Origin of the sequence: Natronosalvus halobius (assembly GCF_024138145.1) — an archaeon.
GTDB lineage: Archaea > Halobacteriota > Halobacteria > Halobacteriales > Natrialbaceae > Natronosalvus > Natronosalvus halobius.
This window is the reverse complement of record NZ_CP099997.1, coordinates 2,957,399-2,972,367: the sequence shown is the minus strand read 5'-3', so window position 1 is coordinate 2,972,367 and position 14,969 is coordinate 2,957,399. Positions and strand designations below refer to the sequence as shown.

Annotated in this window: 12 protein-coding genes and 1 tRNA gene; 8 read left to right on the top strand and 5 right to left on the bottom strand. The window is 62.6% G+C overall.

Translation table 11 applies throughout. The annotated features are described in order from the left end of the window. Nucleotides 1–49: 49 nt before the first annotated feature. Nucleotides 50–697: a helix-turn-helix domain-containing protein gene (locus NGM15_RS14505; protein WP_253432396.1), complete on the top strand. Its 648-nt coding sequence runs from the start codon at nt 50–52 to the stop codon at nt 695–697. Nucleotides 698–712: 15 nt separating this feature from the next. Here the strand turns inward: NGM15_RS14505 and NGM15_RS14500 are convergent, their stop codons facing one another. Continuing rightward, a complete protein-coding gene (locus NGM15_RS14500; RefSeq protein ID WP_425494452.1) occupies nt 713–1,558 on the bottom strand; it encodes a class I SAM-dependent methyltransferase in 846 nt (281 codons plus the stop codon). A 148-nt stretch (nt 1,559–1,706) separates the two neighbouring features. On the opposite strand from NGM15_RS14500, the gene NGM15_RS14495 reads away from it, so the two are divergent. The 3 genes from NGM15_RS14495 to glmS all read left to right on the top strand — a co-directional run bounded on the left by NGM15_RS14495 (nt 1,707) and on the right by glmS (nt 5,261). After that, complete coding sequence (locus NGM15_RS14495) at nt 1,707–1,961, top strand: DUF5789 family protein (RefSeq protein WP_253432393.1); 255 nt, start codon at nt 1,707–1,709, stop codon at nt 1,959–1,961. Between the two features lie 310 nt (nt 1,962–2,271). Then, on the top strand, nt 2,272–3,456 hold the full coding sequence (locus tag NGM15_RS14490; protein WP_253432390.1) for a sugar phosphate nucleotidyltransferase: 1,185 nt from the start codon (nt 2,272–2,274) through the stop codon (nt 3,454–3,456). After that, on the top strand, nt 3,456–5,261 hold the full coding sequence (glmS, locus tag NGM15_RS14485) for a glutamine--fructose-6-phosphate transaminase (isomerizing) (RefSeq protein ID WP_253432387.1): 1,806 nt from the start codon (nt 3,456–3,458) through the stop codon (nt 5,259–5,261). Before NGM15_RS14490 ends, glmS begins: the two co-directional genes overlap by 1 nt. 88 nt (nt 5,262–5,349) lie before the next feature. Here the strand turns inward: glmS and NGM15_RS14480 are convergent, their stop codons facing one another. Further along, a complete protein-coding gene (locus tag NGM15_RS14480) occupies nt 5,350–7,995 on the bottom strand; it encodes a heavy metal translocating P-type ATPase (RefSeq protein ID WP_253432383.1) in 2,646 nt (881 codons plus the stop codon). Nucleotides 7,996–8,183: 188 nt separating this feature from the next. Beyond that, entirely contained in the window at nt 8,184–9,659 is a 1,476-nt protein-coding gene (locus NGM15_RS14475; protein WP_253432380.1) for a hypothetical protein, read from the bottom strand. Nucleotides 9,660–10,135: 476 nt separating this feature from the next. On the opposite strand from NGM15_RS14475, the gene hisG reads away from it, so the two are divergent. From hisG to NGM15_RS14460, 3 genes are all read left to right on the top strand, one after another. Beyond that, the gene (gene hisG / locus NGM15_RS14470) at nt 10,136–10,990 is read left to right on the top strand and encodes an ATP phosphoribosyltransferase (protein WP_253432377.1); all 855 of its coding nucleotides are present in this window, start codon (nt 10,136–10,138) and stop codon (nt 10,988–10,990) included. 81 nt (nt 10,991–11,071) lie between these two features. Next, nucleotides 11,072–12,835, top strand: coding sequence for an MATE family efflux transporter (locus NGM15_RS14465; protein WP_425494451.1), 1,764 nt, complete (start codon nt 11,072–11,074; stop codon nt 12,833–12,835). Between the two features lie 46 nt (nt 12,836–12,881). Continuing rightward, nucleotides 12,882–12,954, top strand: a tRNA-Arg gene (locus NGM15_RS14460). A 455-nt stretch (nt 12,955–13,409) separates the two neighbouring features. Here NGM15_RS14460 and NGM15_RS18945 read toward each other — a convergent pair. Further along, on the bottom strand, nt 13,410–13,685 hold the full coding sequence (locus tag NGM15_RS18945; RefSeq protein WP_425494483.1) for a DUF7344 domain-containing protein: 276 nt from the start codon (nt 13,683–13,685) through the stop codon (nt 13,410–13,412). A gap of 675 nt (nt 13,686–14,360) precedes the next feature. Between NGM15_RS18945 and NGM15_RS14455 the strand changes: the two genes are divergently transcribed. Beyond that, nucleotides 14,361–14,537, top strand: a complete 177-nt coding sequence (locus tag NGM15_RS14455; protein ID WP_253432375.1) for a hypothetical protein — start codon at nt 14,361–14,363, stop codon at nt 14,535–14,537. A gap of 5 nt (nt 14,538–14,542) precedes the next feature. Here NGM15_RS14455 and NGM15_RS14450 read toward each other — a convergent pair whose 3' ends face one another. Next, nucleotides 14,543–14,788, bottom strand: a complete 246-nt coding sequence (locus tag NGM15_RS14450; protein WP_253432373.1) for a hypothetical protein — start codon at nt 14,786–14,788, stop codon at nt 14,543–14,545. Nucleotides 14,789–14,969 lie beyond the last annotated feature (181 nt).

Below are 14,969 nucleotides of genomic sequence, written 5' to 3'. Positions count from 1 at the left end.
CATCGAGAATTTCGTGATTTTATACCGGCCGGGTCCGTGTCGTCGACGCATGAAGTCCGTACGCGTTTCCCTCGGTCACGATGCGGAGGCGCTCGCGCCGATTCACGCGGCCATCTGCGAATCGCCCGCCATCGACCGCGAGGTCGTCCTCGGCGGGCAAGCAGTCGACGGTGTCGAGACGATTACCTCGTTCGTGTACGGGAACGTCGACGCCTACGAATCGATCCTGGACGCCCTCGAGACGGTTCGCGAGTACGACACGACGCCCACCGAGGACGGGTTCTTCCTCTACCTCCGTCGAGACCTCGGGCCCGAAGGGACGTCGTTGCTCGACGCGCTCTCACAGGAGACCGTCGTCGTGGTTCCGCCGATCGAAATTCGGTCCGATCGGACGATCCGAGCGACCCTCGTCGGCCACTCGAACGACCTCGCGACCGTGATCGAGGAACTCGCGGGCGGCGTCGCGGTCGACGTCCGCTGGACGAGCGATTCCGTGACGGTGAACGAAACGGTGGCTTCGCAGCGACAGTTGACGGCGCTCGAGACCGCCTGGGAGGTCGGCTACTACGAGGTTCCTCGCCGCAACGGCATCGAAGCGGTCGCCGACGAACTCGGGTGTGCCGTGTCGACGGCCTCGGAACTGCTCAGGCGTGGCGAGGCGAACGTCGTCGGTCGGGTGCTCGAGACGCGACGGTGATCGCACGGGCGTCCGCTAGCGGTCGTCTCGAGCGGTGGAATCGGCGTCGATACCCGGATCGACACCGACGTCCGGGTCGTCACCAACCCCCGGATCGACACCGACGTCCGGGTCGCCACCGACCCCCGGATCGTCTCGAGCGCCCGCGTCGACACCGCCATCCTGATCGAGAGCCTTCCGACACCGTACCGTGTACCCGATTCCCGCGGCGTACGTCGCGACAGTCTCGCGCTCGTCGAAGACCGCCCGGAGCGACTCGTCGACGTCGCCGTCGGGATTCCAGTTCGCGTACCAGCGAAGGAACCACCGGAGGAACGGATTCGCGACCCGGGCAGGCCCCGCCGAGACGACCCCGAGGTCGAACACGACGAACGATCCGCCGGGAACGAGGAGTCGGTGCACGTTCTCCACCGCCAGGCGCACATCGGGCATGACGCTCATCGAGAGGGTCGCGACAGCGGCGTCGAACCGCTCGTCGAACGCGACGGTCGTCGCGTCGGCGCGACGAACCTCGACGTTTTCCCACCCCTGTCGGTCGATCCGGTCTCGAGCCTTCGCGACCATCGCCGGACTGTAGTCGACGGCGACGAGGCGTCCGTCCTCCCCGATCGCCCGCAGGATCGGTTCGAAGTTCACTCCTGGACCGCAGCCGACGTCGAGCACCAGATCCCCCGGCCGAAGGTCCAGGTGGTCGATCGCGGCCTCGCGGATCGGCTCGAAGTCGCGTTCGCTCATCGCGTACCAGTCGCTCCAGCGGTTCCACACCTTCCGACTGCGTTCCAGGTGAGCCTCGCGTTCGGCGTTCGAGACGTCACCGTCCGCTCCCGTCGCGTCCCTCGACCCCGTCGGTTCGCTGCCCATAGTCGTGGTTTCGGCTGTATCGGCCGAGTAGCTGCTCGCGAAGCCTATCGGTCAGTTATATACTAGCGAACCCGAATTCACGTCACTCGAGCGGACACTCACGAAAAACCTCGCAGAAATTCAAGCCATTCGCCGGTGACCGGAGTGTATGGAAGAAGTCAAACTCAGCCGCGTCGAACACGCCCTCTCGGAGCTCTCGTACCCGATCACGCGAGCCGACGCTGCCGTCGAGTTGAACGACGTGACGCTGTTGCTCGCCGACGGCGAGGCCAACCTCGGGTCGCTCGTCGAAGACACGCACAGCGAGGAGTACGACTCCGCGGACCAACTCGAGGATTCGCTGTACAACGCCCTGCCGATGGAGGCCGTGGGCGAACCCTACCAGTCCGAGGGGGAAGGATAGATCGGCTCCGCCCTGGTCCCCGTTTCCGCTCTCGCTTCCGCCGTCGCTCGCGCCCTCGCCCGGCGTTCGCGTCAATTTCCGGTGTACGTGTCCACGTCCGGTGTTCGCGTCCATCCGTACGACCATTCGCCCGCTTGCCCGTTCGTCCGACCACCCGCCCACACACCGCCGACTCGAGGCCACTGGACCCGTCGAATAGGGAACGCTCGAAGGAAACTCGAAACCCGCCGTGAGAATCGACCGAGATACTGAAACCGTGCAAATGAGTCCATCCAAAAGACTGACGTCGCCAGACGGAGGTTCGAATAGTATGACCGAACGTTCCGCGATCGTGCTCGCGGCCGGGGAGGGAAGCCGTCTCAGACCGCTGACCAAACACCGGCCGAAGCCGATGTTGCCGGCGGCGACGAAGCCGATCCTGGAGCACGTCTTCGACGCGCTAATCGACGCGGGCGTGACCGAGATCACGACAGTCGTGGGCTACCAGCGAAACCGCGTCCAGTCACACTTCGGGCCGACTTACCGCAACGTCCCGATCAGATACGTCAAACAGGAGAAGTTGCTGGGAAGCGGCCACGCGCTCTTGGCCGCGGAAGACGCCCATCGGGACCACCGAGGGCCGACGCTCGTCGTCTACGGCGACCAGCTCGTCGACGGCGACATCGTCGCGGACGTGCTCGAGTCCCACGACGAGGGATCGGTCGCGACGCTCGGCCTGATCCCGACCGACGACGTCGGCGAGTACGGCGGCGTCCTCACGGACGACGGCGAGGTGATCGAGATTGTCGAACGACCGCTCGACGACCGGGAGTACACCCTCAACGCCGGCGTCTACGTCTTCGACGAGCGCATCTTCGAGGCGATTCGCGGGGTCGACCCGCGCGTGGGCGAACAGTCGCTCATCGACGGCATCTCGAGCCTGATCGGCGACGAGACAGCCAGCGTTCAGGGTGTCGTCTCCGACGGCCTCTGGGTCGACGCGACCTACCCGTGGGACTTACTGACTATCGCCGAGGACCTCCTCGCCAGCGGCGGCGTCGAGAGCCAGGTCTCAGCGGACGCCTACGTCCACGAGTCCGCGACGATCGTCGACCCCGTCGTCGTCCCCGCCGATTGCGTCGTCGGAGCGGGGTCAGTCGTGGGGCCGAACGTCTGTCTCGGCGAGAACGTGACGGTCGGGTCGAACGTTTCCCTCACGCACGCCGTCGTCGACGCCGACACGCGAATCGAAGACGGGGCGACGGTTCGCGACTGCGTCACCGGTCGCGGGGCGCGAATCGGCCCCGGGTCGACCGTCGTCGGCGGGCCGAGCGACGTGCAGATCAACGACTCGGTCCACCGCGACGTCGACTTCGGCGCGCTGTTCGCCGACCACGCCCACGACGAGGGCGGGTCGACGTTCGCCCCCGGCGTAATCGTCGGCGCCGACGCCTACGTCCAGGCGGGGTCGACGCTTCGCGGAACGATCGAGGACGACGTGGAGGTGCGTTCCTGATGTGTGGCATCATCGGCTTCGTCGGCAACGGCGAGCACGACACCGACGCGCTCGACGTCCTGATGACCGGACTTTCGGGCCTCGAGTACCGGGGGTACGACTCCGCCGGCGTCGCTCTCGGGGATATGGACCTCCGCGTCCACAAACGCCAGGGCGAGGTGTCCTCGCTCGAGGAGACCCTGGAGGCGAACGAACCGGGCGGCGAGTCCGTCGGCATCGGCCACACCCGCTGGAGCACCCACGGCCCGCCATCGGACGTGAACGCCCACCCGCACACCGACGCGGAGGGCCGGGTCGCCGTTGTCCACAACGGCATCATCGAGAACTACCAGTCGCTCCGGACGGAACTGCGCGAGGCCGGCGTCACGTTCCAGAGTGACACCGACACCGAAGTCGTTCCCCACCTGATCGCCCGCGGCCTCGAGGACGGCCTCGACCCCGAGACGGCGTTCCGGGCGGCCATCGAGCGCCTCGAGGGGAGTTACGCCATCGCCGCCGTCTTCGAGGGGTCGGAGACGGTGTACGCAGCCCGTCACGAGTCGCCGCTGGTGCTCGGCCTGGGCGAGGACGGCCACTACCTGGCGAGCGACGTCCCGGCGTTCATCGAGTACACCGACCGCGTGATCTACCTCGACGACGGCGAGTTCGCGACGCTCACCGGCGACTCGATCCGGATCACCGATTCGGCAGGCGAGGTCGTCGAGAGTAGCGTCGAGACCATCGAGTGGGACGCCGAAGACGCCGGCAAGAGCGGCTACGACCACTACATGCTCAAGGAGATTCACGAACAACCCACCGCGATCCGGGAGTGTCTCCGCGGGCGACTCAACGAACTCACCGGCCGGATCGAACTCGAGGAACTGGCGGACATCGCCTTCGACGGCCCCGTGACGTTCGTCGCCTGCGGGACCTCCTACCACGCCGCGATGTTCGGCGTCTCGCTGTTGAACCGCTGGGGCGTCCCCGCCCAGGCGGCCCTGGCGAGCGAATTTACGGCCGAGACGATGCCGCTCACGGACCAGTCGCTCGTCGTCGGCGTCACCCAGAGTGGCGAAACCGCCGACACGATGCGCGCCCTCCGGGAGGCGAACCGGGCGGGCGCGACGACGCTCGCCGTGACGAACGTCGTCGGCAGTTCGGCCGCCCGCGAGACCGATCACGTCCTCTACATCCGGGCCGGCCCGGAGATCGGTGTCGCCGCCACGAAGACGTTCGCGAGCCAGCAGGCCGCCCTCACCATGGTCGCCGCCGCGCTGAGCGACCACCGTTCTCGCGAACTGATCCAGTCGCTCCGATCGATCGCCGACGCCATCCAGCAGGTGCTCGACACCTCGAGCGCCCGGGAGATCGCCCAGGTCTACGCCGACGCCGACGCGTACTTCTTCATCGGTCGCGGCCTCCACTATCCCGTCGCGCTCGAGGGGGCGCTGAAGCTCAAGGAAATCTCCTATGAGCACGCCGAGGGCTTCGCGGCGGGCGAGTTGAAACACGGTCCGCTCGCGCTCGTCGGCCCGAACACGCCGGTCTTCGCGCTCGTGACCGGCGACGGCGAGGAAGCCGAGAAGACCATCGGTAACGTCAAGGAAGTCGAGGCCCGCGGCGTTCCCATCGTCGCGGTCACGGATGGCCAATCGGATGTCGAACGTTACGCGGATCACGTCCTGGAGATCCCAGCGCTCGAGCACGTTGCGAGTTCGGTCGTGGCAAACGTTCAGCTCCAGCTTGTATCGTACTGGATCGCCAACGAACTGGGGCGGTCGATCGATAAGCCCCGTCACCTGGCAAAGAGCGTGACCGTCGAGTAGCAGTTTGACTCGTCGAGACTCGACCCATCGATTTGCCGATCTACCGATCTACTGATCTACCGACCTACCGACCTACCGATCTACCGACCTACCGACCAAGCCACTCGAGCGGGCGCGTAACCAGCGGTCGGTAGTCCTCGTGGGGATCGTAGGCGGCGAACGAGAGGCTATTCGTCATGACGCTCACGCTCGAGGTCGCCATCGCCAGGCCGGCCAGGGCGGGGTTGAGCAGTCCGAGCGAGGCGATCGGAATCAGCGTGGTGTTGTAGATCAACGCCCAGAAGAGGTTCTGTCGAACCTTCGTGATCGTCGCCTCCGAGATGCGGATCGCCTTGAGTACGTCGGCGGGGTCGTCACGCATCAACGTTACGTCGGCCGATTCGATGGCCACGTCGGTCCCGGACCCGATGGCGACACCGACGTGGGCCGTCGTGAGCGCGGGGGCGTCGTTGACGCCGTCGCCGACCATCATCACTCGCGTGCCGTCGCTGCCGTCGCCGCCAGCCGACTGTAGGTCCTCGACGTGGTCCGCCTTGTCCTCCGGCAGCACGCCTGCCCGGACGTTCTCGGGGTCTATACCCACTCGCTCCGCGACCGCTCGAGCGGTTCGCTCGTTGTCGCCGGTCAGCATGACGACCTGGATGCCCCGCGCTCGCAGGGCGGCGACGGTCTCCGTCGCGCTCTCGCGAACCTCGTCCGCCACCGCGACGACGCCCAGCAACGCGCCGTCGACGGCGACCGGAATCGCGGTCTTCCCCTCGCGCTCGAGGCGCTCGAGGGTCTCTTCGGCTGGCTCGGGGTCGATCCCCTCGTCCTCGAGCAGCTTTCGTCGGCCGACCACGACCGTCCCGCGGACCGTCTCCGCGCGGATCCCGTGACCGGGGACGTTCTCGAAGTCCTCCAGGTCACCCATCTCGACGCCGCGCTCAGTGGCGCCCTCGACGATGGCGCGTCCAATGGGGTGTTCCGAGCCCGATTCGGCGGCCGCCGCGGCCCCCAGGACGAACGATTCGAGGGATTCCTCGCGCGTCTCGAGGAGGCCGCCGTCGGCGCGGGAGTCGGTACCGCCGTCCGCTGCGACTCCGCTCGCTTCGTCGTGCAGGACGACCACGTCGGTCAGCGTCATCTCGCCGTGGGTCAGCGTCCCGGTCTTGTCGAAGACGACGGTGTCGATCCCACGGACCTGCTCGAGGACGTCGCCGCCCTTGAAGAGGACGCCGTTGGTCGCGCTCAGCGTGGATCCGACCATCGTCGCCGCGGGCGTCGCCAGCCCGAGCGCGCAGGGACAGGCGATCAACAGCGCTGAGGCGAGCACGACGACCGAGAACTCGAGGACGGGCACGCCGCCCACAACCGGGCCGCCCCCGACCGGCTCGAGGATGGGGATCCAGGAGCCGAGCCAGGCCGAGGCGCCGTGGAGGGCGTCGGGGAACAGCGCCCAGAGGACCGCCCAGACCACGGCGTTGACGATCACCGCGGGGACGAAGTAGGCGCTCACTGTGTCGACCACCCGCTGTATTTCGGGCTGGCGCGACTGGGCCTCCTTGACCCGGTCGACGATCTGTTGTAAGGCCGTCTCGGAGCCGACTTTGGTCGCCTCGACCAGCAGGACGCCGTTCTCGTTGATCGTGCTCCCCACGACGTCGTCGCCCTCGCCCTTCTCGACGGGAACGGATTCGCCGGTCAGCATCGACTCGTCGACGGCGCTCTGGCCCTCGCGGACGACGCCGTCGGTCGGAATCCGCTCGCCCGGTCTGACCTTGAGTACGTCGCCGACCTGGACGTCTTCGAGGGGGACCTGCACTTCAGTACCGTCTCGCACGACCGTGGCGTCCTCGGCCTCCATCTCGAGGAGTTCCCGCAGGGCGTTGCCCGCCCGCGCCTTCGAGCGGACCTCGAGCCAGTTGCCCAGCGTGATGAACCAGAGGATGAACGCGACAGCCTCGAAGTAGAGGTTGCCGGTCAACCCGATCGTGAGCACGGCCGTCGAATAGACGTAGCCCGCGAGGGTGCCGACGGCGACGAGGGTGTCCATGTTCGCCCGTCGGTTGTGCGCAAACGCACGATAGGCGCCGACGAGAAACTCGCGGCCGAGGGTCGCCATCATGACCGTCGCGATGGCGAACTCGGTCCAGTCGACGACTCCCTCGCCGATTCCGAGCACTTCGTGGAGAGGCGGGATCAGCCCGAGCATCGCGAGCATGATCGGGACGAACGGCAGGGTGAGCAGGCCGCCGCCGATCACCAGCCGTCGCTGCCGGGACAGTTCGCGCTCGACAGCGCGCTCGCGCTGGCCCTCGTCTTCCTCGTCCTCGCCGCCCGCAGGTTCGTACCCCGCCTCCTCGATCGCTCGTCGGATTTCGGCCAGCGAGACGTCCGACGGGTTGTATCGAATCCGGGCCTCGTCCGAGGCGAAGTTCACGTCCGCCGCAACGACCCCGGGAAGGGCCTCCGTCGCCTCCTGGACGGTCCCCGAACAGGTTGCACAGGACATCCCCATTACGGGAATCGAGGTGGTTTCGGTCGCGACCTCGTAGCCCGCGTTCGATACCGCCTCGACGATCGCCTCCAGGCTGACCACGTCGGGATCGTACGCGACGACCCCCTCGTCGGTCGCGAAGTTCGCGCTCGCCTCCTCGACCCCCTCGAGATCGCTCAGGGCGTCCTGGACGGTCCCCGAACACGTCGCACAGGACATTCCGGTGATTTCGAGGTGGGCGCGTCGTTTCGTCATGGTGGAGACTACGGGCTACGGATTCAAGCGAGTTGTGCCTTTCAATTACACGTTATTCCACCATCCGAATTTCGATTGTAAACCACCACGCCCGGTGGATTGATGAAGTGAAAGTGAGTGGGCCACTCGTCGTCTCGAAAAAGAACCCGCCGCTCGAAGAACACAGCGGGCGAAATTACGCGACCGGGCTACATCGAGTTCTCGTCCGATCCGAGCTCCTCGGCTCCTTTGAGTACTACCTGGTCGTCGGTCACGCGCTCGATCTCCGTGGCATCGACGGGGAAGGCATCGTCGTTGACGTCGCCCCAGTCGAGCGCGGCTTTGATCTTCTCGGTGATCCCCGGGTGGGCATCGACGTACATCGTTTCGCCGCCGTCTTCGACGTCGGTAACCATTCCGAGTTCCTCGCCCGCGGTGTCGACGACCGCTTTTCCGATTTCGTCGTCGGAGAGGGTTACTCGCTCGGCCCCCTCCGTAAATTCACCTTCAGAGGCCCCCATCGGTTCTCCTTCGGTGGCCCCCATCGGTTCTCCTTCGGTAGCCCCCATCGGTTCCTCTTCGGTAGCCCCCATCGGTTCCTCTTCGGTAGCTCCCATCGACTCCCCTTCGGCACCCTCGACGACCCCGCCCTCGGTCGTGCCGGTCGGCATCGTTCCGGATTCCTCGGTAACGATGTCCTCGGTGTGAACGGTCTCCATCGCCAGGAGTTCGCCTCCGGTCACGTCGGCGTACAGGCGCTTCCGGTCGACCACCTCGTCCTCGACGACGTGTTCGCGGGTGAAGTAGGTGTGAATTCGGTTGTCTTCCCTCACCTCGGATTCGATCTCGTACTCCGTGAGCACGTTGTCGGTCGACACGTCGACGTCGAGAAGATTGCTCTCGGCGATTGTGCGCTGGAGTCCCTCGATATCGATGTCGCGGTCCTCGACGGTGTCGGTTTCAACCACATCGGTGCCCGCGACGTGGCTCTCGACAGTGAATCGTTCGGTGAACTCGCGAGTGACCGACCACATCTCCTCGACGTCGAGTTCGGCGGAGTACGGGACGTCGGTAGTGGACTCGATGGAGCCTGCCCCGGTGTCTGCGGGCACGGGCTCTGACCCCGTACGGTCGACCGCGTCGTAGTAACGGTCCTCGTCGAACCAGTCCGCGTGATCACGATCACTCCCTCCCTCGTCGACGAGCGTACAGCCCGTACACTCACGTTGCAGGAGTTCGACGTCGACCACGCTCTCGTCGATCACCTCGGTGTCGACGAGTTCGCTCTCGATACTCGTCTCCTCGACGACGACGCTCTCGACGACGGTGGTCTCGGTAATCTCCGTCGTCACCGTCTCGCCCTCCAGGAGGCGCTCTTTCAGGTCCTCTCGATCGACGCTGCTTCGCGTGAGGGCCTCTTCGCGACGGGTCACTTCGAAGGGGTCGGACGCCTCCGTACCGTGGTAGATTACGACCTGGTCGCCTTCGTCGAGTCGGCCGAAGAAATCGTCCCACTCGACCGTCTCGTGGGACCCCATCGTTTCGGACTCCGGGAGGATGCGATAGCGATCCGGTTCGTCCTCGTGTCGAACGGGGGTCGCGGTGTGTTCGTCCGCCCAGCGGCGGATCGTCTCTCGGTCTGCCGACAATCGACTCTCCTGGGGTTGGTCTGTGGGTTCGTCCATAACACCTTCGAGATGCACGGTCGGACGTAAAGCGAGGCGGATCGTTTCGTCCAAAGATCGATATTAGAAACCGGAAACTGACGGATGCAATCGACTACGAACGGGTAAAAGTGCGCTTACCGATCGAGAGCTGAGTGATGGACTCGCTGGAGTAATCGAGCCGTTGCCCGCTTCGAAAGCGATGAAACCTCGGTCGCCCGCTTCACTAGAGTGTTTTCGAGACGGGCCAGAAAAATCTCGACCGCGGATTAGTTTCCACGTCTCGACAGTCGACTGTAGGCCTTCGACTCACTTCCCTCTCAATTTCCGTTAACCGTTCCGTAATCAGTGTACTCGAGAGCCGATTCCCGGAATCGGACTAATCGAGCTGGCGATTTCTCCGTCGACTCGGGACGATGCGACCTCGCCTGAATCGGGCAAACGCGGAGCAGTTGCGATGGAAAGACAGTTCCCGCCGCGCATCCAATGACCAGTAAATGCGTCTCGCCGTCCCCAACAAGGGCCGCCTGCACGACCCGACCATCGACCTCCTGGAGCGGGCCGGCCTCCACCTCGAAAACGGCGCCGCCAGAAAGCTCTACGCCGACACCGTCGACCCCGAGGTCACCATCCTCTTCGCCCGGGCCGCCGACATCCCCGAGTACGTCGCCGACGGGGCAGCCGACCTCGGAATCACCGGCTACGACCAGTACCGGGAAGCCGACATCGCCACCGTCTCGGAACTGCTCGACCTCGAGTTCGGCCGCTGTCGACTCGTGCTCGCGGCGCCCGAGGACGGAGACATCGACACCGTCGAAGACCTGGCGGGCAAGACCGTCGCCACCGAGTTCCCGACCGTCACCCGGCAGTTCTTCGACGAACGCGGGCTCGAACCCGCAATCGTCGAGGTTACGGGCGCGACCGAGCTGACGCCGCACGTCGAGATGGCCGACGCCATCGTCGACATCACCAGCACGGGGACGACCCTGAAGATGAACCGCCTCGCCATCGTGGAGGAGGTCCTCTCGAGTTCCGTCCGCCTGTTCGCCCGCGAGGACGTCCTCGAAGAACCCAAGGTACAAGAGATTCGAACCGCACTCTCGTCGGTGCTGGCCGCCGACGGCAAACGGTACCTGATGATGAACGTTCCCAGAGACCGGCTCCAGGACGTCCGCGAAGTCATCCCCGGCATGGGTGGCCCGACGATCATGGACATCGCCAACGGCGGCGGCGAGTCCGTCGCCGTCCACGCCGTCGTCGACGAGCGCGAGGTGTTCGAGACTATCACCGACGTGAAGAACGCCGGCGCGAGCGACATCCTGGTCACCGAAATCGAGCGACTGGTCGAGTAGGGCTCCTCGAACGCGACCGATAAATCGCGGCAACACGGCAGGTTCAGAACGTTCATTGTCCTCCTCCTACATCCTCAACCAGTGAGCGACGAGTCAGACGCCTCGAGCGACCGGCCAGTCCAGGACGGCGACGGCGACGCCGACGTCGGCGACGATGGCAACGACGACGCCCCAGCCGACCACACTCCCGCCGACACCAGCGCATCGATCACCGAGGGCAGCCTCGTCCGACCGCTCTTTCGCCTCGCCTGGCCCATCGTCGTCATCCAGTTGCTGCAGGTCACCTACAACGTCGTCGACACTCTCTACCTCGGCCGGCTCTCCGCCGAGGCCGTCGGCGCGATCAGCCTCGCCTTCCCGCTCATATTCTTACTTATCGCTATCGCCGGCGGCTTCACCACCGCCGGCGCGATTCTCGTCGCTCAGTACACCGGTGCAAAAGGGGATCGATCCGCGGGTCTCGTCGCCGGCCAGACCCTCTCGTTCGTCGGCCTCCTCTCGGTGTTCATCGGCATCGCCGGCTACTTCTACACCCGCCCCGCCCTCGAGCTCCTGCCCAGCGACCAGGAGACCGCCGCGTCGGTGATTCCGCTGGCCGCAGACTACATGGAGGTCATCTTTCTCGGCATCCCCCTCATGTTCGGCTTCTTCGTCTTCTCGGCGCTCATGCGCGGCTACGGCGACACCCGAACCCCGATGCTCGTGATGGTCGTCTCCGTCTTCCTCAACGTCCTGCTCGACCCGTTCTTCATCTTCGGGTTCGCCGACAACCCCCTGTTCGTCTGGCTCAACCTCGAGGGCCTCGAGGCCGCCCTCTACGCCTGGACCGGCTTTTCTGGCCTGGGGATCCAGGGCGCCGCGTTCGCGACGATCGCCGCCCGTGGCGTCGCGACCGTGATGGGACTGTGGATCCTCTTCACCACCGCGAGCGGGCCGGCCGTGCGCTTCGAGCACCTTCCACTGGACCGCGAGATCATCGGGGACATCGTTCGCCTCGGCGTGCCGAGCACGGTCGAACAGACCACGAGCGCGATGGCGATGATCACGCTCACCGCCATGATCGTCACGTTCTCGCCGCCGGTGGTCGCCGCCTACGGCCTGGGCAACCGGCTGATCTCGCTCGTCTTCCTGCCCGCGATGGGGCTCGGCCGCGCCATCGACACCATGGTCGGCCAGAACCTCGGTGCCGACCGGAGCGACCGCGCCGAACGCTCGGTCTGGCTCGCCGCCTCGACTGGCGCCGGCGTAATGGTCGTCGTCGCCGTGATCGCCGTCGCCTTCACCGAACCCATCGTTAGCGTCTTCCTCGGCGACGTCCCCGACGCCCCCGCGACCATCGCCTACGGCGTCGAGTACGTCCGCATCCGCTCCGTCGAGTTCGCCTTTATCGGTGTCTCACAGGTGATCCTCGGCGCCTTCCGCGGCGCCGGCAACACGAAGACCGCGATGGTCATCTCGATGCTCACCCTCTGGGTCGGTCGCGTCGTGAGCGTCCTCGTGCTGGCGTTCTCCTGGTCGGTCACGATTCCTGGCGTCGGGATTACCCTGGCCGCTCTCGGCTGGGGCGAAACCGGCGTCTGGACCGGCATGGCCCTGGGGAACGTCCTCGGCGCCACCGTGGGGGTCGCCTGGTTCACCCGCGGTACCTGGAAGGAGAAGTACATCGACGACGCGGACGTGGGTGATGTCGGGGAGGACCAGGGGCTCGAGGTGGGTGCTGAAGGCGACGCAGTAGGAGAAGCGGAAGCAAAAGGAGACGGTGGCAAAGTGGGAGACGAAGTAGGAGAAAACACAACCAAGGCCGAACCCGAAACCGAACCAACGACCGCTCGAGACGAAGACTAGCCGACGACAGAAACGTTATACAGTCGTAGTCAATCTGTACCGACGAGGGCGCGTAGCTCAGTGGACAGAGTCCCTGGTTCCGGACCAGGATGTCGCGGGTTCAAATCCCGTCGCGCCCGTCATCCTATCGAACGATTCCGAACCAACAGACGATGTCGACTCCTTTTTAAGTAGAGACATTGGTTCGGAATTGAGTTGATGATGTTCACTCGCGAGGGTCGCTCTCCTCATGCGGTCTATAAGAACCAATCACGGCAAGCTTACATATTCTTTAGGGTCTCAGGTTGGGAATCTGGTAGTGGATTTGGAGGTCATCTCCATATTCTGGAACGCAATACCGAAAAGTGAATTCAGCTATATCATCAGGGAGGGTGGCTAATTTGAATGGGCATCAGTGGAAGGTGCTCCTATGGAGGCTTGTCGTTAGTACCCAACACACGGTTGGAAACGTTTGACACACGGTCAATGAGAAAACGGTCAGCACACGGTACACACGGTTCACCGTGTGGAAATAAAATTATGAAAGGGAACTCATCTTCGTCGCTTCAAAAAGGCATTCTGTAGATTAGACGAATCAAGAGTGTCCTAATTCGTATAATTCCTCAACTATGTCATCATCCCAATTGTGGACCGCTTTTGTTTGCTTGTGGTAGCGTATTACGCCTATATCCTCAAGACATGGTAAATGACTATGTATGAGTCTAAGACGAATCGCTTTGTGGCTCATATGTTGTTCACTGTTTTCCGAGATGTAATCGATAAGTTCTGCTTGAGTACACCAACCATTCGCGTGTGAATACAGGAACTCAATGAGAAGTCGTCGTTGCTCGTCGGCACACAATGCGTGCATTACGGATTTGCTGGGGAAATCGTCCTTAGTAGTTGTAGAACCCATAATATATGTACGTCATTTATTACTATTAAATTATTGTGAATGTGGTATAAATATGGGGTTCAAGGATAACGGGCCACAACTATACACACCATGTCTCCACGCTAGAATCCAGTTGGTCGGGAGCAAGCGCATAGAATCAACTCAAACATCCGTCCAATGCCCACCCTATAACTCGCCGTTTGTGCCATCAAATAGAAATTGTAAAGTCAAGGACAAATATTCGTTCTTGAATAGAATCTACTTCGCAGGCCCTTTTCTGCTGGAAATCAACGGTATACACTCGGATTGAGGGGTGTTGGAGACCCCACTATTTTTGAAAATTGATTATTCTGTAATTCAATCTAAAAACGGTAATCACATCTAATTCCAAAAGCATTCAAATTCCAAAACCTCACACCATCTCAGTTATATAATTATACTATAGAGAACATTAGGTGTGGAAGTGTAGAAGAACAGGTAACAGTTTTACTCGACTTGGTCGAAAAGTACCACCGAAATAAGGTGCTGAAAGCAGCGTACTCCGCTGATAATAAAACTGGCCCGTGACTAAACGACCCCCAACGCTGTCAAGAGAATATATTGAGTCTAATTAGCGCCAGTTAGATGTAACATGGCCGCAATGGCAGATATATGACTATAGAGGATGCAGATAGAATTCGTAGTACACTCGAAGATGCGATTGACCTGCTCGATGATGTCGCAATGGAGGAGGAAAGGTCTGCAGACGAGCGACGGACGTACTCAAGGACAGCTGGTCGTCTGAGGAAGATTGCTAAGTCAATACCTGAGGCAAGAGAAGAGCAATAGGACCGTTATAATCCCTTCAAATCGGCTAGCGGGTCAAATTTCTTGCTATCTTCGTCTTCATTATCGTCAGCTATCCTGGTCTCTACTTCGTCAGCTATCTTGTCGAACGGACTCACATACTGGTTATCCTCAGTCTCGTTATCGTCACCGTCAGCTATCCTGGCCTCTACTTCGTCAGCTATCTTGTCGAACGGACTCACGTACTGGTCATCCTCAGTCTCGTTATCGTCATCGTTTGGCGTCTTTGCCATAGTCAATACATCCGCCCAGAGGTGATATAATTAATCATCAATTAGCATTTAGAGTTAATAGACCTAAGTATCCTTAGAAACCTCTAGAACCTAAGTATCCTTAGAAACCTCTAGAACCTAAGTATCCTTAGAAACCTCTAGAACCTAAGTATCCTTAGGAACCTAAGGTTGTCTAAATATC